Genomic DNA, 22,071 nt, shown 5'->3' on the forward strand with positions numbered 1-22,071 from the left:
AACACGGTCTTATAGCCGTCTTCGCAGCATCCGTGCGCGGGCGACTGTTCAGGGTACGTACACTGTCCGGGGTTCGTACACTGTGTCTCTGCGGACGAGCGCGGCGGGGCGCCGCTAAAGCGTCCCGGTGGCGTGTCGCGTCTTGGTGGCGCCTTGTCAGCACTGGGCTCCACCTTGCTCGCACCCGCCGACTTCTCCCGCTCCGCCCGTCGATTGCATGTCCTGATCGTTCGGAAGCGCGAAACCTGACCGACGGCGCATTTTTCTCAAGCCATCTCAACGCGAAGCAGGTCCCATGAGCGACACCACGGAACAGACGGCCTTCATCGAGCTCGCGACGGATATCATCTCCGCTTATGTCGGCAACAACACGGTTGCCGCCACCGAGCTGCCGGCCCTCATCAACGACGTCTTCCTCGCCCTCACGCGCCTTGGCACCGGCGAGGCGCCGGCGGACGCCGAGCCGCTGAAGCCGGCGGTGCCGGTGAAGCGTTCCGTGCATCCGGACTTCATCATCTGCCTTGAGGACGGCAAGAAGTTCAAGTCGCTGAAGCGCCACCTGCGCACGCGCTACGACATGACCCCCGAGCAGTATCGCGAGAAGTGGGGCCTGCCGGCCGACTACCCCATGGTCGCGCCCAACTATGCCGCCGCCCGCTCGGAGCTGGCCAAGCAGATGGGTCTCGGCCAGCAGCGCCGCCGCGGCTGAAGCGCCTCTCTAGGAAATGGAAAGGCCCGGCGCAGCGCGCCGGGCCTTTTGCTTTTGAGCCTGCGCTTCTGAAGCTTGGCGCGGGCCGCTCACTCGGCGGCGATGCGCACCTGCGGCTGGGCATCGCGCACGGCGGCGTCCACATGGGTCTCGAAGCGGGCGAAGTTCTCGCGGAACATGTTCACCAGCCGCCGCGCGGTGGCGTCGAAGTCCGCCTTGTCCGCCCAGGTCTTGGACGGATAGAGGATGTGCGGCTCGATGCCCGGCACCGAGGTCGGCACCTCGAAGCCGAAATAGGGGTCGGTGCGGAACGAGGCGCCCTTGAGCGAGCCGTCCAGCACCGCCGTAAGCAGCGTGCGGGTGACCTTGATGGGCATGCGCCGCCCGGTGCCGAACTTGCCGCCGGTCCAGCCGGTGTTCACCAGCCAGCAGTCGACGCCATGCTCCGCGATGAGGTCACGCAGCAAATTGCCGTAGACCGAGGGGTGACGCGGCATGAAGGGCGCGCCGAAGCAGGTGGAGAAGGTCGCTTCCGGGTCCTTCACGCCCTTCTCGGTGCCCGCGACCTTCGCCGTGTAGCCGGAGAGGAAGTGATACATGGCCTGCGCCGGAGTCAGCCGCGCGATGGGCGGCAGTACGCCGAAGGCGTCGCAGGTGAGCATCACCACATTCTTCGGCTGCCCCGCGCGGCCGGTGGGGCTGGCATTGGGGATGAAGGCGAGAGGATAGCAGGAGCGGGTATTCTCGGTGAGGCTGCCGTCGTCGAAGTCCGGCACCCGCGTCACCTTGTCCAGCACCACATTCTCCAGCACCGTGCCGAAGCGGTTGGAGGCGGCGAAGATCTCGGGCTCGGCCTCGGCCGAGAGGCGGATGGTCTTGGCGTAGCAGCCGCCCTCGAAGTTGAAGACGCCGTCCTGGCTCCAGCCGTGCTCGTCGTCGCCGATGAGGGTGCGGTTGGGATCGGCGGAAAGCGTGGTCTTGCCGGTGCCCGACAGGCCGAAGAACAGGCAGACGTCGCCTGCGTCCCCGACATTCGCCGAGCAGTGCATGGGCATGATGCCCTTTTTCGGCAGGATGTAATTGAGCGCGGTGAACACCGACTTCTTCATCTCGCCCGCATAGGACGAGTTGCCGATGAGCACGATGCCGCGGGTGAAGTCCACCGCGATCACCGTTTCCGAGCGGACCCCGTGGCGCGCCGGGTCGGCCTTGAAGGACGGCAGGTCGATGATGGTCATCTCCGGCACGAAGCCGTCCAGCTCGGCCCGCTCGGGGCGGCGCAGCATGGTGCGGATGAACAGGGAGTGCCACGCGAACTCGGTGTAGACGCGCACCTTGATGCGGGAGGCCGGATCGGCGCCGCCATAAAGGTCCTGCGCGAACAGGGTCTTGTCCTCGGCTTCCTTCAGGAAATCCTGATACAGCGTCTCGAACTGCTCCGGCGTGATGGCGCCGTTATTGTCCCACCAGACCTCGCCCTCGGTGGTGGCGTCGCGCACCACGAACTTGTCCTTGGGGCTGCGGCCGGTGTGGGCGCCGGTCTCGGCCATCAGCGCGCCGCCGGAGGACAGGTGCCCTTCCTTGTGGGCCAGCGCGTGCTCGTAGAGCTCGGGCTCCAGAAGATTCCAGTGGACCGCCGTAAGATGCTTGAGGCCGAAAGTGTCCGCGCCGCAGGCGCTGTTCCGGTGACCGGTTTCGAGCACGGAAAATCCTCCACAGTTCCCGCCGGCGTGACGCCGGCATTCATCCGCCTTCCCGCTCTCGTAGAGTTATGCGGGAGGTGTCGGGCCGGGGATGTCTTTGCGCATCCCTCGAAGCCGCGGCGAGCAAGCTAGAGGGAGTTCGCCGCCAAGGAAACTCCGACAAACGGAGGCTAAACGTTTAAGTTCAGGCCGCAGTTCCGCGCCGCGCGTCATTGACCAGCTTCACAAGTTCTTGCCGCACCGCAGCAAGGTCTTCCACCCGCTTGGTAAAGTCGAGGCGCCGCACGAGATCGTCGCAGATCAGCTCGCAGCCCTCGGGGTCGAGGGAAAGCATCCGCCAGTCGCCCTCCGGCGCGCCGAGGAGCACGGTGGCATAAAGCTTCACGGCGTCGGCATGGTCGGCATTCATGTGCTCGATGACGCCCGCGACCCCCTCGGAGAGCGCTTCCGCCCCCTGCCAGCCGGTCAGCAGCTTCTCCCCCGGCACGTCCACGATGCGGCCGAAGCCCTCGACCAGGTGCGCCTCGGTGATGTCGATGGCGTAGAAGGCGAAATCCGTGAAATCCGCATATCCCGCCGCGGCGGGATGCCGGGCGAGGTAGCGCGCACGGACCTCCGGGGCAGGGGCGGGAATGATGCGGCCGATGAGGCTGGCACGCGGCGCGTTCAGCGGGTCTGCGGCACCGGCCGCCGAAACAAGGAGGGAGACGCGGGCATCGCCCGCAATGTTGCGGGTGTGGCGGGCGAGGCGGGAGATGAGCAGTGTCGGCCGGCCCTCGGGGTCCGTGGAGATGGCCACGAGCGAGGCGTAGGGCGCACCGTCACCCTCCAGCGTTGCAAGGGCGCCGAAGCGGGCCTCGCGCACGAGATGGCGGACTGCGGTCGCGGACGGCTTGGTCATGGTCTCCTCCCAAGGGGCGGTGCCACGATGCTCCGGCGCGGCGGGCGGGCGCAAGAGGACACACGCCCCATCGTAAGGCGGCTGGGGAAAGGAAAAGCTTGATTAAGGGTATTCGGCAGCCGCCATTTGGTGTCGGTGGAGAATCCCGCTAATTTGCATCGATCGAGTCTTGTGTGTCACATTTCGGCCACGCGAACGCGGTTCACCGCAGTGAGCGGCCGCAACAGATGGTCGGCTTGAAGGCCCGTGTTCAACGGACCGCTTTCCGGACGGCTTTAAAGAGGTGTCATGCCCACGATCGCCCTCGTCGACGACGACCGCAACATCCTGACCTCGGTCTCCATCGCTCTGGAGGCGGAGGGCTACCGCATCGACACCTACACCGACGGCGCCTCGGCGCTGGACGGGTTCAAGACCAACCCGCCGGACCTCGCCATCCTCGACATCAAGATGCCCCGCATGGACGGCATGGAGCTGCTCCGCCGCCTGCGCCAGAAGACCGACATGCCGGTGATCTTCCTCACCTCCAAGGATGAGGAGATCGACGAGCTGTTCGGCCTCAAGATGGGCGCCGACGATTTCATCAAGAAGCCGTTCTCCCAGCGCCTGCTGGTGGAGCGGGTGAAGGCGGTCCTGCGCCGCGCCGGTGCCAAGGACGGCGCCGCTCCGCGCGAGGTGGACAGCGCCAAGGTTCTCGAGCGCGGCAACCTGCGCATGGACCCCGAGCGCCACACCTGCACCTGGAAGGCCGAGCCGGTGACGCTCACCGTCACCGAGTTCCTGATCCTCCAGGCGCTCGCCCAGCGTCCGGGCGTCGTCAAGAGCCGCAATGCGCTGATGGACGCGGCCTATGACGATCAGGTCTATGTGGACGACCGCACCATCGACAGCCACATCAAGCGGCTGCGCAAGAAGTTCAAGTCGGTGGACGATTCGTTCGAGATGATCGAGACCCTGTACGGCGTCGGCTACCGGTTCAAGGAGTGATCCGGGCCGCGCGCGGCAGGTTCGGCACCAAATGACGGTCGAGACCAACGAAGCGCCGCTGGAGCGCCCGAGCGAGCCGGCGGGCATTCTCGCCACCGTTCGGCGCGTGCGCCGCTTCGTGGCGTTCAAGGGCTTCTCGTCGCTCACGCGGCGCATCGTGCTCCTGAACCTCGCCGGCCTGTGCGCGCTGGTCTCCGGCATCCTCTATCTCTCGGAATTCCGCTCCGGCCTCATTGACGCGCGCATCCAGAGCCTTCTGGTGCAGGGCGAGATCATCGCCGCCGCCATCGCCTCCTCGGCGCAGGTCGAGACCAACGCCATCACGCTCGACCCCGATCGCCTGCTGGAATTGCAGGCGGGCGAGAGCTACGGCCCCGAGGACGGCTTCGCGCCGCTGGAATTCCCCATCAATCCCGAGCGTGTCGCGCCGGTGCTGCGCCGCCTCGTCGGCCCGACCCGGACCCGCGCCCGCATCTATGACCGGGAAGGCCAGCTGCTGCTGGATTCCCGCTCGCTCTATTCCCGCGGCGAGATCCTGCGCTTCGACCTGCCGTCGCCCAATGAGCCCAAGCCCGGCTTCCTGGAGCGCGCCTGGCTCGGCGTCCAGCTCTGGCTCGGCCGTGGCGACCTGCCGCTCTACCGGGAGATGGGGCCGCAGGCCGGCAAGAACTATCCGGAGGTCGCCTCCGCGGCGCTCGGCACCAAGGCCAGCGAAGTGCGGGTGGACGAGCGCGGGCAGGTGGTGGTCTCGGTCGCCGTGCCCATCCAGCGCTTCCGCGCCATTCTCGGCGTGCTGCTGCTCTCCACCCAGAGCGGTGAGATCGATGCTGCGGTGAAGGCCGAACGCTTCGTCATCGTCCGCGTCTTCCTCGTGGCTGCGGCGGTGATGGTGCTGCTCTCCGTGCTGCTCGCCGGCACCATCGCCGATCCCGTGCGCAAGCTCGCCGCTGCGGCGGAGCGGGTGCGCCGGCGCATCAAGACCCGCGTGGAAATTCCCGATTTCACCGCCCGCGCCGACGAGATCGGCCACCTCTCCGGCGCCCTGCGCGACATGACGAGCGCGCTCTACAACCGCATCGAGGCCATCGAGAGCTTCGCGGCGGACGTGGCGCACGAATTGAAGAACCCGCTCACCTCTCTGCGCAGCGCGGTGGAAACGCTGCCGCTGGCCAAGACCGATTCCTCACGCTCGCGGCTGCTGGAGGTGATCCAGCATGACGTGAAGCGGCTCGACCGCCTGATCTCCGATATTTCCGACGCCAGCCGCCTCGACGCCGAGCTGCAGCGGCAGGAAGCCGTGACAGTGGACCTGAAGCAACTGCTGGAGATGGTGGTGGGCCTCGCCCAGGACGTGCGCAAGGACGATGGCGTCAGCGTCTCCCTCGCCTTCGATCGCGCCGCGGGAGCGCCGCAGGACTACAACATCGCCGGCCATTCCTCGCGCCTCGGCCAGGTGGTGGACAATCTCGTGTCCAACGCCCGCTCCTTCTCGCCGCAGGGCGGCTCTGTGCGGGTCACCTGCCGCCGCCTCAAGGATGGCGCGGAGATCATGGTGGACGACGATGGGCCGGGCATCCGCCCTGATGCCCTCTCGCGCATCTTCGAGCGCTTCTACACGGACCGCCCTCACCAGGGCTTCGGCCAGAATTCCGGCCTCGGCCTCTCCATTTCGCGGCAGATCGTCGAGGCCCACGGCGGGCGCATCTGGGCCGAGAACCGCACCGCCACCGATCCCGACGGCACCCCCCATGTCACCGGCGCCCGCTTCGTCGTGCGCCTGCCCACCGGCTGATCGTGACCGGGGCCGCACCGCCCACCATCCATGCCAGCTGCGTCGCCGTGGGGGACGTGGGGCTCCTCATCCGTGGTCCGTCGGGCTCCGGCAAATCCACGCTGGCGCTGAGCCTCATCCTCGATGGGCCCCGCGCTCTCCCGCCGGCCGAGCTGGTCGCGGACGATCGGGTGGTTCTCACGGCCGAGAATGGTATCCTGATCGCTCGGCCGCCGCCTTTGCTTGCAGGGCTCATCGAGTTGCGCGGTATTGGTGTGCGGCGGATGCCCCATCGCGCTTACGTCGCAGTGCGGCATGTGGTCGATCTATCGGCACCGGAAACGGCGCGCATGCCGGATACGGCCGAGCTTCAGGAGCAAATTCAAGGCATTGAAATCCTGAGAACTCCAATCTCTGCCTTGGCCTTGGCTCCTGTCATAATCGCTTGCATTCTCAAAACTCGAGCTTACGAAAACTAAATGTGCTTTTGTGCGTTGCACCCCTTGCGTAATTTTTGAGCCGCTCTGAATATGGCCGTCCCGCAGCGCGGGAGGCCTTCATCAGGGGGAGGTGAGGGCGGAGGAAGCATGATCGGTCTCGTCCTCGTCACACACGGCCGTCTGGCAGACGAATTCTGCTCCGCTCTGGAGCACGTGATGGGCCCGCAGGCCCAGATCGCCGCTGTCACCATCGGTCCAGAAGACGATATGGAGCGGCGGCGTCAGGACATCATCGAGGCGGTGGACCGCGTGCGCACCGGCGACGGGGTGGTGATCCTCACCGACATGTTCGGCGGAACGCCCTCGAACCTCGCGATTTCGGTGATGAATACGCCCGACGTCGAGGTGGTAGCGGGCATCAACCTGCCCATGCTGGTCAAGCTCGCCAAGGTGCGTGGGGAGATGCCGCTGGCCCAGGCCGTGGACGTCGCCCAGGAAGCCGGTAGGAAATACATCAATGTCGCAAGCCGCGTCCTCTCCGGTAACTGAGCTGTTCGCCGACGCCGGTTGCGAGGCGGGCGGCTGTTCCGACGATCCGGCCATCGCCTGCGGCAGGCCTATCGCGCCAGAGGCGCTGGTACGCGTCCTTCCCATCATCAACAAGCGCGGCCTCCACGCCCGGGCCTCCGCCAAATTCGTGCAGACCGTGGAGCGCTTCGACGCCATGGTCACGGTGTGCCGCAGCGGCGAGGCGGTGGGCGGCAATTCCATCATGGGCCTGATGATGCTCGCCGCCGGGCCCGGCACCTGCGTCACTGTCACCGCCACCGGCCGGGAGGCGTCCGACGTGCTCGAAGCCCTCGGCACCCTCGTCAGCGGCCGTTTCGGCGAGGAAGAGTAGGGCACAAGCCCCGCGCCCGTGCAGTGACGGGCAGGCAAGCGAAAGCGCTGCCGTTTCGGCCGTTTACCTCAAATTGAGGTTGCTCTGGCCGGTTCCCCGATGGTTGCCTATGTCTTAACGCTGATCCCTTCGTGCAATGGGCCCGAGGGATCCGGGACGGGCCTTCCCCCCGTATCAGATACGATGTTCGAGCCGAGGAGCCATAAGCCCGAGGAGGCACCGGCGCCCAAGCGCACCCGGTGGAGCCTCGGCTTGTCGGCAAAGCTGCTCGCTTTGACGGTGGCGGTGGTGGCCACGGCGGAGATCGCCGTGCTGGTGCCGACCATCGCCAACTACCGCATTGCCTGGCTATCCGACCGCCTCGCCGCCGCCCGCACCGCCGCCCTGGTGCTCGATGCCGCGCCGCAGGACGGCGTGACTGTCGATATGACCCGCGAGCTTCTCGACAGCGTGGGCGCCAAGGTGATCGTGGTGAAGCGGGAAGGCACCCGGCGCCTGCTCGCCGCCTCCGACATGCCCCCGGAAGCGGACGTGCATATCGACATGCGCGAGACCACGCTCTGGAGCGCGGTGCATGACGCCTTCGACACGCTCATCGCCGACAACGGACGCATCCTGCGCATCGTCGGCGAGCCGCCGCGGGGGGCGGACTTCATCGAGATCGTGCTCAGCGAGACCCCGCTGCGCGCCGCGCTGCTGCGCTTTGCGGCCACGGTGCTGCTGATCTCGCTTGCCGTCGCGGTGGCGGCGGGCGTGCTGGTCTATGTGAGCCTCAACTGGCTGTTCGTGCGCCCCATGCGCCGCCTCACCGAGCGCATGTCGGCCTTCCGCGAGGATCCGGAGGATGCCTCCCGTATCATCGTGCCCTCCGGCCGTTCCGACGAGATCGGCACCGCCGAAGAGGCCCTTGAGGAATTGCAGCGCGCGCTCTCCCACACCCTGCACCAGAAGAGCCACCTCGCGGCGCTGGGCCTCGCCGTGTCCAAGATCAACCACGATCTGCGCAATCTGTTGTCCTCCGCGCAGCTGCTCTCGGACCGCCTCGCCTCGGTGCCGGACCCGACCGTGCAGCGCTTTGCGCCGAAGCTGCTCGCCGCCCTCGATCGCGCCATCCATTATTGCGAGCAGACCCTGTCCTACGGTCGCGCCAAGGAGCCCTTGCCGGAGCGGCGGGATGTGGAGCTTGCCCACCTGTTCGAGGAGGTGCGCGAGACCCTCGGCCTCTCGGCTGGCGGCAGCGCGGGGGTGGGCTGGGTCGTGGACGTGGAGCGCGGCCTGACCGCCGATGCCGATCCCGACCAGCTGTTCCGGGTCATCCTCAACATCACCCGCAACGCCCTCCAGGCGCTGGAGGCGCGCGCACCGCTCGATCCCGAGCGCGACCAGATCCGCGTCCGCGCCCGCCGTAAGGGGCCGGTGGTGGAGATCGATCTCAGCGATACCGGTCCCGGCATTCCCCCGGCGCGGCGGGAGCATCTGTTCGAGGCCTTCGTCTCCTCGGCGCGGCGCGGCGGCACCGGGCTCGGCCTGCCCATCGCCGACGAACTGGTGCGGGCGCATGGCGGCCACATCCACCTGCTCGACACCAAGATCGGCACCGCCTTCCGCATCACCATCCCCGACCAGCCGGAAAGCCGGCACCACCGGCGCGAACGCATCCGTGCGTAATGGGTGCGAGTTTTCCACAAGGCGCGCTGTTTCCGGCCCGCCTCGCGCGTGATGCCGGACAGGGGCCTTGCACCCTCCGATAAAAAGGGGTAGCAGACGGGCCTCGCGGAATTCCAAGCCGCGAACGCCCCGGAAAGCTCCCCGCTTTCCCGACCGGTTCGCCGGTCCAGGGCATAGGCGCCGGTAGCTCAGCTGGATAGAGCACCAGACTACGAATCTGGGGGTCGGGAGTTCGAATCTTCCCCGGCGCGCCACCTTAAATCCAGAAAAACAAACGATAATCTGGCGCCCGTCCAGTAGCGGGCTTGCCGTGTTGTGCCGCTGGGTCATCGCCAGAAACAGCGTGCGCGCAGGCGGACGGTGGGCTTCACTGGACCGAGCTCGTGACGGTGGCGCGCTGGCCATTCCATCCGATTGGGGATCGGCGCTACGAGAGCTGCCTCGCCACGCAGGTCGGGCCGTCGGGTCCGAAGGCCGGCTCACCTAGCCCAGCGCTGCGAGCACCATCCCCGCCACGCCACATACCGCGAGCGTGGGGTGCATCCCGAGCTTGAACCGGAACATGGCGCGCCGGCGGCGAGAATGATCAGCGGGAACGGGATGTGCAGCACGTAGATGGCCAGGAAGGCGAGGCCGGCGATCACCACCATGAGGCGGTTCTTCAGCGCGCGGCGGCGGACCTGAGCCCGAATTCCCCGATCATGGTGTCGAAGGTGCAGCCCTCGCCGCGGTGGCTCAAGAAGGCGCTGTCGATATCAAAGGGCGCGGCACCGAAGGCGGCCGGTACGCCCTCTACCTCGGAGGCGCCGATGAAGAGGAAGGCGGCATCGGGATCGATGAAGCGGCGGATCAGCCAGGGGCAGGCGATGCGGTCCACCTTCGGACGGGCGCGCGTGACCCACACGGTTCGCCCAGCCGCGTCGCGCGGCGGCAGGGCTGCTTCAGAGAAAAGCACGCCGCCACTGTCTCTCCACGCCTCGAAGCCGCCTTCCAGCGTTTTCACCGGAAGCCCACGGAGCCGCAGCCATGCGGCTACGCCCTGGCTGAGCTTGTGGCCTTTCTGGCAGACCACGACAACGGGCCGGTCCGCCAGCGCGGGGCCCCAGCTCGTCACGTCGGCGTAGGATCGCAGGCGAGTCGCCGGTAGCAGGCGTCGGTGCGCGGCTATCGCGACCTTCAGGCCATCCCCACCTCGTGAACCGCGCCCGATGGCCTGCGCGCAGCCGGCGTAGGTTCGGCGGCGCAACTCGGTCTCCCCGAGCTGCAAACTTTCCAGCTCGACGTAGATTAGATTGAACGCTCCACCGTGGGCGATCCTCTGTTTTCTACCAACGGTAATTCAAAGAGGCGTATACGGTGCGTCGCGTGCCGTAGATCACAGAGTTCCAGTAGAAGCCGGCTGTGTAGTATTCCGTGTCGAAGATATTGGTGCCCGAGAGCGAGAAGGTGGCGCCGCGTAGCCGCTGGTCGAGCTTGCCAAGGTCGTAGCGAAGCGAAGCATCCACCAGGGTATAGCCGGGGATGGCGATCTGGCCGCCATTCGCATCGTTCATGACGGCCCAGGAACTGCCGACATAGCGCAGGCCGGCACCGATGCCGAGCCCATCCAGTGTTCCCTCATGGAATGTGTAGTAGGCCCACAAGGCTGCGCTGTTGTGCGGCACACTGGAAGGGGTGGTGCCGACTTTGCTGATGCCGGCATCGTTGGCGTTGTCCTGCGTGACCACCGTGTCGAGATAGGTGTAGGAGGCGATGATATCGAGGTTGGCGGTGACGTTCGCCTTGGCCTCGAGCTCGATGCCGCGCGAGCGCACTTCGCCGTCCTGCACCGAATAGCCCACGTTGACGGGATCCGTGGTGAGCACGTTCTGCTGGGTGATCTGGAACACCGAAGCCGTGAACATGGCCCGCCAGCCCTGCGGCTCATACTTGATGCCGGCCTCGTACTGCTCGCCGGTCGTTGGCTTGAAGGACCGGCCCTGGAAGTCCGTCCCAGCCACCGGCAGGAAGGAGGTGGCGTAGCTGGCATAGGGCATCACGCCGTTGTCGAACTTGTATCCCAGGCCCGCACGCCATGTGAAAGCGGAATAATTGGCCGCCACAACTTCGTCCGTAAAGCCGTAGTCTGCGAGGATGGTGCGCGAGTAATAATTGGCTTCCTCGTTGCGCGCCCAGTCCTGGCGTCCACTCAAGGTGAGCAGCCAGTTGTTGAGGGTCATCTGATCCTGTGCGTAGACTCCGATCTGGGAGATGGTGCTCTCCGTATCCGACCAGGGGCGGCCGAACGTATAGATGAAATTGTAGTCCGGGGCGAAAATGTTGATGGAGTTGTAATTGGTGGAATTCGTTCGAACTTCGCTCGCATTGTACCATCCCCCGTCGACGCCGAGCAGGATCTTGTGTGCCACCGGCCCGGTCTGGAAATCGCGGGAGAGATGTGTGTCGATCAGGAAGCTGTCCGAGACCTTCGGCCGCAACTGCACGCCGACATTGAAATATTTGTTGTCGACCACCGCAATCGGCCAGTCCCAGCCCCAGGCGGAGGCGTAATCCACGTCGGAATGGGTGTAGCGCGCATTCTGGACCAGCTGCCAGTCGTTCTCGAACCTGTGCTTGAACTCGTAGCCGACCGAGGTGTTCTCGACGTTCCAGCTGCTCAGTCCGGGCGCGCCGAGATAGAGGCTTGGCGATATCTTCGGCCCCAGCTGAAACAGGCTGTTGGCCATGGGGATGCTCTGCTCCGAGCCGCCCTTCTCCGTCTTCTGGTAGTTCGCCAAGAGGGTAAGCGAGGTATTGGCGTTGGGCTGCCAGGTAACGGCGGGAGCGATGTAGATGCGATTGTCCGGGGAATAGTCGATCTGCGTGCCGCTGTCCCGAAACAGGCCGGTGAGGCGATAGAGCCAAGTGCCATCTTCGGTCGCAGGCCCGCCGATGTCGAAGGCGCCCTGGATGCGGTCGTAGTTGCCGCCGAGGATCTCGATCTCGTGCAGCGGCGTGGCCGTCGGGCGCTTGGTGACTGCGTCGATGATGCCACCCGGGGTGCCGGCGCCGTAGAGAGCCGAAGTCGGCCCCTTGACCACATCCAGGCGCTGGAGGCCATAGACCTCGATATCGCTGTCGTAGTTGTTGAAGCCGTTGCGCAGGCCGTCGCGGTAATTGGCATTCTGATCGATCGCGCGGAAGCCGCGAATGTAGATGTCCGGCATCCCTTGGCCGCCGGGATAGTCCACGGCCCGCACGCCCGGGGTGTAAGCCACGGCAGAATTGAAATCCTGCACGCCGCGCTGGTCCATTTCCGCCCGCGTCACCACGCTGATGGATTGCGGGGTGTCGATGAGCGGCGTCTCGGTCTTGGTCCCGGCCGACGTCTCGAGCGCCACCACCTGCTGGGTGTTATCGCCTTCCACGTCCACGGTGCCGAGCCAGTCCGCGCCGGAGCCGGCCGCGCCCTGCGCCTGCGGCGAGGTGATGGTTACGGTGTTGGCGCTGGTGAAACGATAGACAAGGCCGGTGCCTGCCAGCAGGCGGGCGAGGCCCGCATCGCGCGAATAGGTGCCGGACAGCCCCGAGGTGCGGCGCCCGGCCACCAGATCGGATGGGAAGAGCAGGCGCAGGCCGGCCGTGTCGGCGAAGCGCGTCAGCGCGCTGCCGAGGTCCTGCGCGGGAATGCTGAAGGCGATGCCCGGCGCCCCCTCCTGCGCGTGCGCCGCGCCGGGGCATGCTATCGCCAGCAGGGCGCAGACGGCGGTTCCCGAGCGCCATGCCGTCCGCCCCGCCGTCCCGTCCGCCCGCCGCCGGAGCCGTTCCCATCCCGCCGCCATCGTCTCTCTCTCTCCGTCAGGCCGGCCCACCAGCGCGCCGCCGTTCAGGACCTTCGAAGACAAGGACGAAGCGACACCGGCGACCTTGCAGCGGCGCCTGCGATTTTTTTCGCGCTCAGAGGATGACGTTGATCAGCGGCAGGCGGACAACGCGCACTGGCAGCGTCTGCTCGATGGTCTCCAGCACTGATGCAGGATCGGCCAGTTCGAACACGCCGGTCACCTCCAGCCCCTTGAGGCGGCCGCTGGCAATGATGATGCGTGCGTGGGTGTGGCGCTGGAGCTCGGCCACCACCTCCACCAGCGGCCGGCGATCGAAGATGAGCTTGCCGCGCCGCCAGGCGGTGACGGAGTCGGCATTCACCGTCCGCGGGCCGATCACCCGCCCACGGGTGTCATAGCGCAGACTCTGGTCGGCGCGCAGGGTGACGCCGTCCTCGCCCGCCGCCACGGTGACGACGCCCTCCACAACTGTCACCACCACCCCGTCGGGCTGCATGTCCACGTCGAAGGCGGTGCCGATGGCGCGGGTCCGCCCGTCCGCTGCAGTGACGACAAAGGGGCGGTCCGGATCGCGCGCGACGGTGAACAGGGCCTGTCCGGAGAGCAGCTTCACGCCCCGTTCGGTTGCGCTGAAATCAAGCGCCAGCGCCGTGCTGGCATTGAGAAGGACGCGCGATCCGTCCGGCAGGTCCGTCGCCCGCACTTCGTTGACACCGGTAGCAACATCGGCGGCGAGATGATCGCGGATGGCACCGGCGGCGAGCGCGCCGAGGCCCAGCGCGGCGCACGCCCCGCCGCCAATCAGCGCCCGGCGCGTGACCTTTCCGCGCGATGCCTTGTGCGCCGTATCCCGCGCGACGGCTCCGGCGCCGCCGAGCCCGTGCCAGAGCGCCTCGGCCTCACGCGCCGCCGCCTCGTGCTCGGGGCTCTCGGCGCGCCAGCGCGCGAAGGCCTGTGCCTCCGCTTCCGCCCCCGGCGCCCCGGAATGGATGCGCACGAGCCATTCGATGGCGCGATCGCTTGCCACAATGGGGGCGCGGGCGAACGCGGGCGAGACGGAGCGGGGCGTGGGCGTCATGCGCGGATACCGATGCAGGGTGCCGAGGCTAGTCCAATGCGCGCAGCCTGTCGCGGCAGTGCCGTAGGGCTTGAACCAGATACTTCGCGACCATGCTGTCGGAGACTTTCAAGCGCGCGCCGATTTCTGCATGTGTCAGCCCGTCGCACCGGCTCAGCAGCAAAGCGGCGCGGGGCCGCTGCTCCAACTCGGCAAGGGCATGCACCAGCACCCGCAATTCGTCGCGGTGCAAAGCATAGGCTTCCGGAGAGGGCGTGGCGTCGGCAATCCCGCGGAGCACTGCCTCGTCGCTGATCTGCCGGGCGGCATGACGGCGTTCTCGCCGCAGCAGATCGATGGCGATGTTGCCAGCGATGCGCAGGAGGAAGGCGTGGCAGTCACGCACCCCCACCGGAGCCTGCCCCATGCCGGCAAGCCGCAGCCACGTCTCCTGAAGGGCCTCTTCGGCAAGGTCCCGTGAACCGACGCGGCGACTGAGGTGGGCCCGTAGGTCACGCCATTGGCGCATGTAGGCCAGCATCAGATCGCTGCTGGGGTCAGTTTTCGCAATCATCGTGGCGGGGCAGGCGGCTATTCGGTGAAGAAGAGCCGAATTGGTAACCGCTTCGCCGCAAGCGAGCAATCGCGATGATTTGGAGAAATGATAAGGAAGCGTCAAAAGCAATCGTCTAAATGCGCTATGACATACATAACTGATTGTATGTTGGAAATATTCTAACGTCCGCGTATCTCGCGACGCGGGTTGCCATCGTCTATCTGTGCCAAGGGATGCGCATGGAAATTCACGGTAACTATTCCACTGTGGCGAGCCCGGTGGCGATGGTGCCTGCGCAGGCATGGAGCGCAGGAAGATACGCCGCCCCTCCGGATCTCCTGGGCGCACTATCGTGGCGACTGGCCGCGCGTGTCATTCGCGTCTGCGGCGCCACGCTGCTGGGGGAATGATCATACGCCGCATGGGCGAGTTTAGCCGTGGGCAGCTTGAGCGTAGCTGTGGGCGTGTAGTCGCCCATCATCAGGACTTGGCGCATGAGCTAGGCCCGGCCCATGACCTGGATCCGATTTTTCCGTTCAATATTTGATGGGAGGAAATTTCTCTCCCTTTCGGGCAAAAAGGCAGAACTTGTAATCGCGTTCCAGGCTACCTTCTAAGGAGATCCTCTCCGAGCCCGGCGAGGTGCTGCGCGCCGTCTCCGGATATTGCGACAGGCGGCACACTTGGCGGCCACGGTCTGATGCAGGGCCGATCTTGGGAAAGGCATGGCAGTGGCAATCGATGTGGTCCAACTCGAAACCGACGTGCTGGTGATCGGCTCCGGCGCCGCCGGCATGATGGCGGCGCTGGAGGCCGGCAAGGAAGGCGCGGGCGTCATCCTCGCCGACCGCAGCCTCATCGGGCGCAGCGGCGCTACCATCATGGCGCAGATGACCGTGGCGGTGGCGCTCGGCTCCCAGACCCCAGACGGCTGCGAGCACCACCTCGCCGATACCCTCGCCGCCGGCCGCGAGCTGTGCGACGCCTCCCTCGCCCAGCTGGTGTGCGAGGAAGGTCCCCGCGACATCCTCCAGCTCGACGAGTGGAAGGTGGGCTGGGCGCGCAACGACGACGGCTCCATCCGCCAGGCGCTGGCGCCGGGGCACGACCGGCCGCGTTGCGTCTACGTGGACTTCCTCTCCACCGGCCCGGCGGTGGCCAAGACCCTGCGCGGCCGCGTGCTGCGCCAGAAGGAGGTCACCCGCATCGGCGACCTCTACATCACCGACATTCTGGTGACCGGCGGCGTCGCCACCGGTGCGACGGGCTTCTCGCTGGCCGACGGACGGCCCGTCGTATTGAAGGCCAAGGCGGTGGTGATCGCCACCGGTGGCCTTACCCGGCTTTACCAGCGCAACAGCGCCTCCGCCAACATGAGCGGCGACGGATACGCCCTCGCGCTGCGCGCTGGCGCCGAGCTGACCGACATGGAGTTCGTGCAGTTCTTCCCCATCGGCCACCTTGCCCCTCGCCTCGTGGGCATGGACCCGATCATGTGGGACCCTTTCCGCTACAAGCTCGGCGGGCGCCTGCTCAACGCCGACATGCGCGAGTTCGTGAACGACTACGGCAATGAGGAGGCTGGCACCTACAACGTGACGCGCGACCGCGCCACCTTCGCTATCCTCTCCGAGGTGAAGGCGGGCCGCGGCTCGCCGGCGGGCGGCGCCTATCTGTCCTTCCAGCACATCCCGGCGGAGACGCTGCGGGCCTCCTTCGGGCCGGTAATCGACCGGCTCGCCGCTAACGGCATCGACCTCACCCGGATGCCCATCGAGGTGGCGCCCATCGCCCACTACCACATGGGCGGGGTGAAGGTGGACGCCCAGATGCGCACCAGCGTGCCCGGCCTGTTCTCCTGCGGCGAGGCCAACGGCGGCTCCAACGGCGCCAACCGCCTCTCCGGCAATGCCATCACCGAAGCCTTCGTATTCGGCCGCACCGCGGGCCGGACCGCGGCGCTCCATGCCAGCACCGCCGGCAATGCCGATACCCCGGTGCCAGCCGGCGCGCTCGACCTCGTCTGCGCGGCGATGCCCGAGGGCGTTGAGAACCACGCCGGCCTCATCGCTGACCTGCAGCAGATCATGGCCGTGGACGTCGGGCCCTTCCGCACCGAGCAGGGCCTCCAAAAGGCACTCGCCGCCATCGCCGGCCTCAAGGCGCAAGTCGGCGCGCTGCCGCCCGGCGCACCCGGCCCTTACAACATGGCCCGCCTCGACTGGTTCGACCTGCGCACCATGCTCCTCGTCGCCGAGGCGGTGACGCGCTCCGCACTCGCTCGCAAGGAGAGCCGCGGCGCCCACCAGCGTGACGACTTCCCCGCCATGGACCCCGCCTTCGTGCTGCACCACACGGTGAAGCTGGCGGGTGACGACATCGTGCTCGGCCGAGCCCCGGTCGAGGGCCGCACCCTCTGCGAGGTCGCCTGATGCGTGAGACAGCCACCCTGATCGTCCGCCGCGGCCATGCCGGTGACGATACCCGCACCTCGACCTACGAGGTACCCTATACCCCCGGTCAGTCCGTGCTGGACGGGCTGCGCTTCGTGCGTACCAACCTCGATGCCACGCTGTCCGTCCGCCATTCCTGTATCAACGCCAACACCTGCAAGGAGTGTATGATCATCGTCGACGGCAAGGTGGATTATGCCTGTACGGCCCGCCTAGAGCCGCGCGAGATGGTGCTGGAGCCGCTGGGCAACAAAGCACACCTGCGCGACCTCGTGACCGAGATCGCGCCCCCGGACGAGCGCTTGGAGCACGCGCTCAAGTCCGGCCTCGGCAAAGTCGTGGCGGGCGCCTGAGGACGACGGTCGCGTCGCAGCAGTCGCAGGCTCTGGGCTACCGAGGTCGTCGCCCTGCGGGACTGGCGGAAGGGAGCGCCCAAGGCCACCGATCCGCCCTGAATGGCGTTGCCGAACGGCCGGTCGGCCGGGGCGAGTCGGCGCGTGGCGTAGCCGTCGGCGGCGATATCCTGGGTGGAGACCAGAAGCGCCAGCGCCATGCCTAAGGCGAAGAAGGCCCAGATGTCCGTCGGCGCCACGAGGGAAAAGGCGGCAACCACCAGGACGGTGAGGCTCTGGGTGATCAGGACCCAGCCCGCTCGATGCATGCCAGGGATGGGTCGCAGGCGATCCACCCACGGCGCCCACAGGAACTTCAGGACCAGCGGCAGCATCATCGCGGACAGCAAGCCGATGGCCGTGCGGGTTTGCTGACGCCGGCCGAAAGTGTGCGCAATGTCGCTGTTGCGGCTCTCAATCCGCCTGAGCATGACGGTTGCGTCCCGTTCGTGCCGACGCGTTTCAGTCGGCGCGGGCCTGGCCTGCCGTCATTTCTGGCGCGGGTTCCGCGGACTGGGAAGGGCGTCGGCCCGAGCCTGGGGCTTTCGACCTGCGCCGCCTGGATTCATGCCCTCACCCTCCTCCTGCGCGACGAGGGCCTTGAGGATGGCGAGGAATTCCGCGGCGTTGGGCGTCGTGACCACGCCCTTTCGCGTGACGATGCCGTAGGGCTCCAGCTCGCCTTTCACCTCCAGCGGCAGGCGGACGAAGCCGCCGCCGGCCACTTCCTGCGCCACGATCGTGCTCGGCAGCATGGAGACCATGCCCGCATGCCGCACCAGATTGAGCGTGGCGAAGATGGAGGAGGTCTCCACCAGATTGTCCAGCGTCCTCAGGCCCGCAGCGGCGAAGGCGGTATCGATGAGCCGTCGCATGGGGCTCGGCGCCGGCTGGAGCACCCATGGCAGGTCCCCCATATCGGCAAGGTCGAGATGGTGCCGTCCGGCGAGCGGGTGGGAGGCGGCCGCGAAGGCCCACAGCTCCTCCTTGGACAAGGGCTCGAAATCGAACTTCGCCCCGTCCTCGCTGGTGGGCAGTCGGCCGATGACGAGGTCCAGTTCGCCCCGCCCCAGCGCCGCGATCAGCTGGTCCGAGGTGGTGGCGAGCACCTGGATGGTCATGAGCGGGCGCTGCCTCTTCAACTCGGCAATGGCGCGGGGCAGGAGGTCGGAAGCGGTGGCCATGATGGCGCCCAACGCCAGCGCGCCATAGCCACCGCGCTTGAGATTGGCGAGGGCACCGGCGAAACGCTCCCCGTCCGTCAGCGCCCGGCGCGCATAGTCCACCACATGTGCGCCGATCTCGGTGGCGAGCATGGCGCGCGGCGTGCGCTCGAACAGCTTCACCCCCAGCGTTTCCTCGAGATCCTGCAATATCTTCGTGGCGGCCGGCTGCGTCATGTTCAACTCAGCCGCCGTGCGGCGGAGATTTCCGGTGCGCCCCAGCACGTCCACGAGGCGCAATTGCTTGAAGCGCAGGCGCGAGAGGAGCGCCGTGGGGCCGTGGTCGCGCATTGCGATAACCTGATGGAATAGGCTGAACAGATCTTCTCATTATCCCGTTATCGCTGAGTCGGCTAGCGTCCCCCCGAATTGGCTCGAACCGGTCCGGCCCATAACGGACGAACGGCGGACCGATGGGAGGAAACACATGAAGCTCGTTCGCCATGGCGCGGCGGGGCAGGAGCGCCCCGGCCTGATCGATGCGGAAGGCCGCCTGCGCGACCTCAGCGGCATTGTCCCGGATATCGCCGGCACCGCCCTCCTTCCCGAAAGCCTCGATCGCCTGAAGGCCATCGATCCGGCGACCCTGCCGCTGGTGGAAGGCAATCCCCGCATCGGCGCCTGTGTGGGTTCCGTGGGCAAGCTCGTCTGCGTCGGCCTCAACTATTCCGACCACGCGGCCGAGAGCGGCCTTCCGGTGCCCTCCGAGCCGGTGCTGTTCATGAAGGCCACCAGCTCCATCGTCGGTCCGAATGACGATGTGGAGATCCCCCGCGGCTCGCAGAAGACCGATTGGGAAGTCGAACTGGGCATCGTCATCGGCAAGCCCGCCAAGTATGTGAGCGAAGAGGATGCCCTCTCCCACGTGGCCGGTTATTGCGTCATCAACGACGTGTCCGAGCGCGAATTCCAGATCGAGCGCGGCGGGCAGTGGGACAAGGGCAAGGGCTGCGACACCTTCGGCCCCATGGGCCCGTGGCTCGTCACCTCCGACGAGATTTCCGACCCGCAGGACCTCCACATGTGGCTGGAAGTGGACGGCAAGCGCTTCCAGGATGGCTCCACCCGCACCATGATCTTCGGCGTGGCCCATCTCGTGAGCTACATCAGCCAGTTCATGAGCCTGCAGCCGGGAGACGTCATCTCCACCGGCACGCCTCCGGGCGTCGGCCTCGGGCAGAAGCCCCCGCTCTATCTCACGCCGGGCCAGACCATGCGCCTCGGCATCCAGGGCCTCGGCGAGCAGCGCCAGACCACCGTGCAGGGCTGAGGAACAGCGCCATGACCAATATCGATCTCAAGGGCCGTGTGGCCATCATCACCGGTGGCGCGCGCGGCATCGGTTATGCGACGGCGCAGCGCATGCTCGCCTCGGGTGCGGAAGTCTCGCTCTGGGACATCGACGCCGCCCGCCTCGAGGAAGCCGCCGCAGAACTCGCCAAGGCCGGGACTGTCTCCACCGAGATGGTGGAACTGACCGACGAAACGTCCGTCACCGCCGCCGCCGCGAATGTCGTGGCGAAGCACGGCAAGATCGACATCCTTGTCAACAATGCCGGCATCACCGGCGGCAACGGCAAGACGTGGGAACTCGCCACCGACGTGTGGCGGCGGGTGATCGACGTGAACCTGGTCGGCCCCTTCCTCACCTCCAAGGCGGTGGTGCCGCACCTGCTGGCGAACGGCTGGGGACGCATCGTCAACGTCGCCTCCATCGCCGGCAAGGAAGGCAACCCCAACGCCTCCCATTACTCCGCCTCCAAGGCGGGCCTCATCGGCCTCACCAAGTCGCTCGGCAAGGAACTGGCACAGTCGAACGTGCTGGTGAACTGCATCACGCCCGCCGCCGCGCGCACCGAAATCTTCAACCAGATGAAGCAGGAGCACATCGACTTCATGCTGTCGAAGATCCCCATGGGCCGCTTCCTGGAAGTGGACGAGGCGGCCGCGCTCATCACCTGGCTGTCGTCGGAAGACTGCGCCTTCTCCACCGGCGCGGTGTTCGACATCTCCGGCGGCCGCGCGGTGTATTGACCGCAGCCCGAAAGTTACTGGCGGCGTGACGCCGCCGTCTCCCCGCGCGCCTCGCCACCTTGGGGCGCGCCAAGACAAGAGCTGCCCGGGAATGAGCCCGAGACGGCCGGAGGCAACGTTTCCCATGGAGAGGCTCATGCCCGCCCCGTCCGCGTCGCTTCAGGCGACGATTTCCAAGGTTACCAAGCGGCTCCTGCCGTTCCTTTTGCTCATGTACGTGCTCGCCTTCCTCGACCGGGCGAACGTGGGCTTTGCCAAGAAGGCGTTCCAGGCCGACACCGGCATCTCGGACGCGGCCTTCGCGCTCGGCGCCTCCATCTTCTTCCTCAGCTACGCGCTGCTGGAAGTGCCCTCCAACATCATCATGCACAAGGTGGGCGCGCGCATCTGGATGGCGCGCATCATGGTCACCTGGGGCCTCATCTCCGCGGCGATGATGTTCGCGCACAACGAATTCACCTTCTACGTGCTGCGCGTTCTGCTGGGCGCGGCCGAGGCCGGCTTTTTCCCGGGCGTGATCTTCTATCTCACCTTGTGGTTCCCCTCCTTCGCCCGCGGGCGGGCCATGGGCCTGTTCTATTTCGGTGCGCCGCTCGCCTTCATCTTCGGCTCTCCGCTGTCCGGCCTGCTGCTGGACTGGCATGGCCTCGGCGGACTGCATGGCTGGCAGTGGATGTTCATGGTGGAAGGGCTGCTCGCCACCGTGGTGGGCGTGTGGGCCTATTTCTACCTCGACAACAAGCCGGCCGACGCCAAGTGGCTGACCGCCGCCGAGAAGGACGAGCTGACCCGCGTGCTCGCCGCCGAGGAGACCCACAAGACCACCCACGGCCCGGCGCATCTCCTCTCCGCCATGCGCAACATGAAGGTGCTGCACTTCGCCCTCATCTATTTCCTCATCCAGATGAGCGTCTACGGCGTGGTCTTCTACCTGCCGACGCAGGTGGCGAACCTGCTCGGCACCAAGGTTGGGCTTCAGGTTGGCTTCGTCTCCGCCATCCCGTGGGTGTGCGCGCTGGTGGCCGCCTATGTGCTGCCCCGCATGGCGGATGCCTCGGGCAACCGGCGCGGCTATGCGGCGGCGATCCTCGCAGTGTCCGGTCTCGGCATCGCGGCCTCCGTCGCCACAACCTCCCCGGCGCTGGCGCTGATCGCGCTCTGCTTCGCCGCGGCGGGCTTCATCTCGGTGCAGCCCATCTTCTGGACCTTCCCCACCGATTATCTCGGCGGCGTGGCGGCGGCGGGCGGCATCGCCCTCATCAACTCGCTCGGCGCACTTGGCGGCTTCGTGGCGCCCAACGTGAAGACCTGGGCGGAGGCGGCCTTCGCCTCCCAGGCGGCGGGCCTCTATGTGCTCGCCGGCACCACGCTTCTTGGCGCGCTGCTGATCCTCGCCATCGGCCAGTCACGGGCCCTTCCCGTTGCTCCGGCCACGCGCCGCGCGTGACCCTC

At 66.8% G+C, this 22,071-nt stretch carries 19 protein-coding genes, 1 tRNA gene and 1 pseudogene; 13 read left to right on the forward strand and 8 right to left on the reverse strand.

Features of this window, described 5'->3' with window-relative positions:
- The first annotated feature begins 295 nt into the window (after positions 1-295).
- Positions 296-709, forward strand: coding sequence for a MucR family transcriptional regulator (locus FHT36_RS21270; protein ID WP_169124459.1), 414 nt, complete (start codon positions 296-298; stop codon positions 707-709).
- 89 nt (positions 710-798) lie between these two features.
- Here the strand turns inward: FHT36_RS21270 and FHT36_RS21275 are convergent, their stop codons facing one another.
- Together FHT36_RS21275 and FHT36_RS21280 are read right to left on the reverse strand one after the other, a co-directional pair.
- Complete coding sequence (locus tag FHT36_RS21275; protein ID WP_169124460.1) at positions 799-2,412, reverse strand: phosphoenolpyruvate carboxykinase; 1,614 nt, start codon at positions 2,410-2,412, stop codon at positions 799-801.
- Positions 2,413-2,596: 184 nt separating this feature from the next.
- Positions 2,597-3,313 (reverse strand): HugZ family protein, encoded by a 717-nt coding sequence (locus tag FHT36_RS21280; protein WP_169124461.1) that lies wholly within the window; start codon positions 3,311-3,313, stop codon positions 2,597-2,599.
- Positions 3,314-3,601: 288 nt separating this feature from the next.
- On the opposite strand from FHT36_RS21280, the gene FHT36_RS21285 reads away from it, so the two are divergent.
- The 7 genes from FHT36_RS21285 to FHT36_RS21315 all read left to right on the forward strand — a co-directional run bounded on the left by FHT36_RS21285 (position 3,602) and on the right by FHT36_RS21315 (position 9,334).
- Positions 3,602-4,300, forward strand: coding sequence for a response regulator transcription factor (locus FHT36_RS21285; RefSeq protein ID WP_029557293.1), 699 nt, complete (start codon positions 3,602-3,604; stop codon positions 4,298-4,300).
- A gap of 31 nt (positions 4,301-4,331) precedes the next feature.
- On the forward strand, positions 4,332-6,092 hold the full coding sequence (locus tag FHT36_RS21290; protein WP_169124462.1) for a sensor histidine kinase: 1,761 nt from the start codon (positions 4,332-4,334) through the stop codon (positions 6,090-6,092).
- Between the two features lie 2 nt (positions 6,093-6,094).
- Positions 6,095-6,550 carry an HPr kinase/phosphatase C-terminal domain-containing protein gene (locus FHT36_RS21295; protein ID WP_348644538.1) on the forward strand — a complete coding sequence of 152 codons (456 nt, stop codon included), beginning with the start codon at positions 6,095-6,097 and terminating at the stop codon, positions 6,548-6,550.
- Positions 6,551-6,658: 108 nt separating this feature from the next.
- Entirely contained in the window at positions 6,659-7,060 is a 402-nt protein-coding gene (locus FHT36_RS21300; protein WP_024277703.1) for a PTS sugar transporter subunit IIA, read from the forward strand.
- A 1-nt stretch (position 7,061) separates the two neighbouring features.
- Positions 7,062-7,412: an HPr family phosphocarrier protein gene (locus FHT36_RS21305; RefSeq protein WP_393974571.1), complete on the forward strand. Its 351-nt coding sequence runs from the start codon at positions 7,062-7,064 to the stop codon at positions 7,410-7,412.
- Positions 7,413-7,595: 183 nt separating this feature from the next.
- Complete coding sequence (locus FHT36_RS21310; protein WP_169124464.1) at positions 7,596-9,080, forward strand: ATP-binding protein; 1,485 nt, start codon at positions 7,596-7,598, stop codon at positions 9,078-9,080.
- A gap of 177 nt (positions 9,081-9,257) precedes the next feature.
- Positions 9,258-9,334, forward strand: a tRNA-Arg gene (locus FHT36_RS21315).
- A gap of 225 nt (positions 9,335-9,559) precedes the next feature.
- Here the strand turns inward: FHT36_RS21315 and FHT36_RS21320 are convergent.
- From FHT36_RS21320 to FHT36_RS21340, 5 genes and pseudogenes are all read right to left on the reverse strand, one after another.
- Positions 9,560-9,730: a hypothetical protein gene (locus FHT36_RS21320; protein ID WP_169124465.1), complete on the reverse strand. Its 171-nt coding sequence runs from the start codon at positions 9,728-9,730 to the stop codon at positions 9,560-9,562.
- Positions 9,731-9,756: 26 nt separating this feature from the next.
- Positions 9,757-10,245 (reverse strand): annotated as a pseudogene (locus FHT36_RS21325) (chromate resistance protein ChrB domain-containing protein); the annotation flags it as partial.
- A gap of 160 nt (positions 10,246-10,405) precedes the next feature.
- Entirely contained in the window at positions 10,406-12,901 is a 2,496-nt protein-coding gene (locus tag FHT36_RS21330; RefSeq protein WP_169124467.1) for a TonB-dependent siderophore receptor, read from the reverse strand.
- A gap of 115 nt (positions 12,902-13,016) precedes the next feature.
- The gene (locus tag FHT36_RS21335; RefSeq protein WP_169124468.1) at positions 13,017-13,982 is read right to left on the reverse strand and encodes a FecR domain-containing protein; all 966 of its coding nucleotides are present in this window, start codon (positions 13,980-13,982) and stop codon (positions 13,017-13,019) included.
- A gap of 28 nt (positions 13,983-14,010) precedes the next feature.
- Positions 14,011-14,502: an RNA polymerase sigma factor gene (locus tag FHT36_RS21340; protein ID WP_246702358.1), complete on the reverse strand. Its 492-nt coding sequence runs from the start codon at positions 14,500-14,502 to the stop codon at positions 14,011-14,013.
- A 740-nt stretch (positions 14,503-15,242) separates the two neighbouring features.
- Between FHT36_RS21340 and FHT36_RS21345 the strand changes: the two genes are divergently transcribed.
- Positions 15,243-16,949 (forward strand): FAD-binding protein, encoded by a 1,707-nt coding sequence (locus FHT36_RS21345; protein ID WP_169124469.1) that lies wholly within the window; start codon positions 15,243-15,245, stop codon positions 16,947-16,949.
- Positions 16,949-17,323, forward strand: coding sequence for a 2Fe-2S iron-sulfur cluster-binding protein (locus FHT36_RS21350; RefSeq protein ID WP_169124470.1), 375 nt, complete (start codon positions 16,949-16,951; stop codon positions 17,321-17,323). Before FHT36_RS21345 ends, FHT36_RS21350 begins: the two co-directional genes overlap by 1 nt.
- Before the next feature lie 527 nt (positions 17,324-17,850).
- Here FHT36_RS21350 and FHT36_RS21355 read toward each other — a convergent pair.
- Positions 17,851-18,876, reverse strand: coding sequence for a LysR family transcriptional regulator (locus FHT36_RS21355; protein ID WP_169124471.1), 1,026 nt, complete (start codon positions 18,874-18,876; stop codon positions 17,851-17,853).
- Positions 18,877-19,012: 136 nt separating this feature from the next.
- Here FHT36_RS21355 and FHT36_RS21360 point away from each other — a divergent pair, with 136 nt between their 5' ends.
- The 3 genes from FHT36_RS21360 to FHT36_RS21370 all read left to right on the forward strand — a co-directional run bounded on the left by FHT36_RS21360 (position 19,013) and on the right by FHT36_RS21370 (position 22,066).
- Entirely contained in the window at positions 19,013-19,855 is an 843-nt protein-coding gene (locus FHT36_RS21360) for a fumarylacetoacetate hydrolase family protein (protein ID WP_169124472.1), read from the forward strand.
- Between the two features lie 11 nt (positions 19,856-19,866).
- Positions 19,867-20,619, forward strand: coding sequence for an SDR family NAD(P)-dependent oxidoreductase (locus FHT36_RS21365; RefSeq protein WP_169124473.1), 753 nt, complete (start codon positions 19,867-19,869; stop codon positions 20,617-20,619).
- A gap of 136 nt (positions 20,620-20,755) precedes the next feature.
- Positions 20,756-22,066 (forward strand): MFS transporter, encoded by a 1,311-nt coding sequence (locus tag FHT36_RS21370; protein ID WP_169124474.1) that lies wholly within the window; start codon positions 20,756-20,758, stop codon positions 22,064-22,066.
- Positions 22,067-22,071: the final 5 nt, after the last annotated feature.

Origin of the sequence: Xanthobacter sp. SG618, from assembly GCF_012932745.1 — a bacterium.
Classification (GTDB): Bacteria; Pseudomonadota; Alphaproteobacteria; order Rhizobiales; family Xanthobacteraceae; genus Xanthobacter; species Xanthobacter flavus.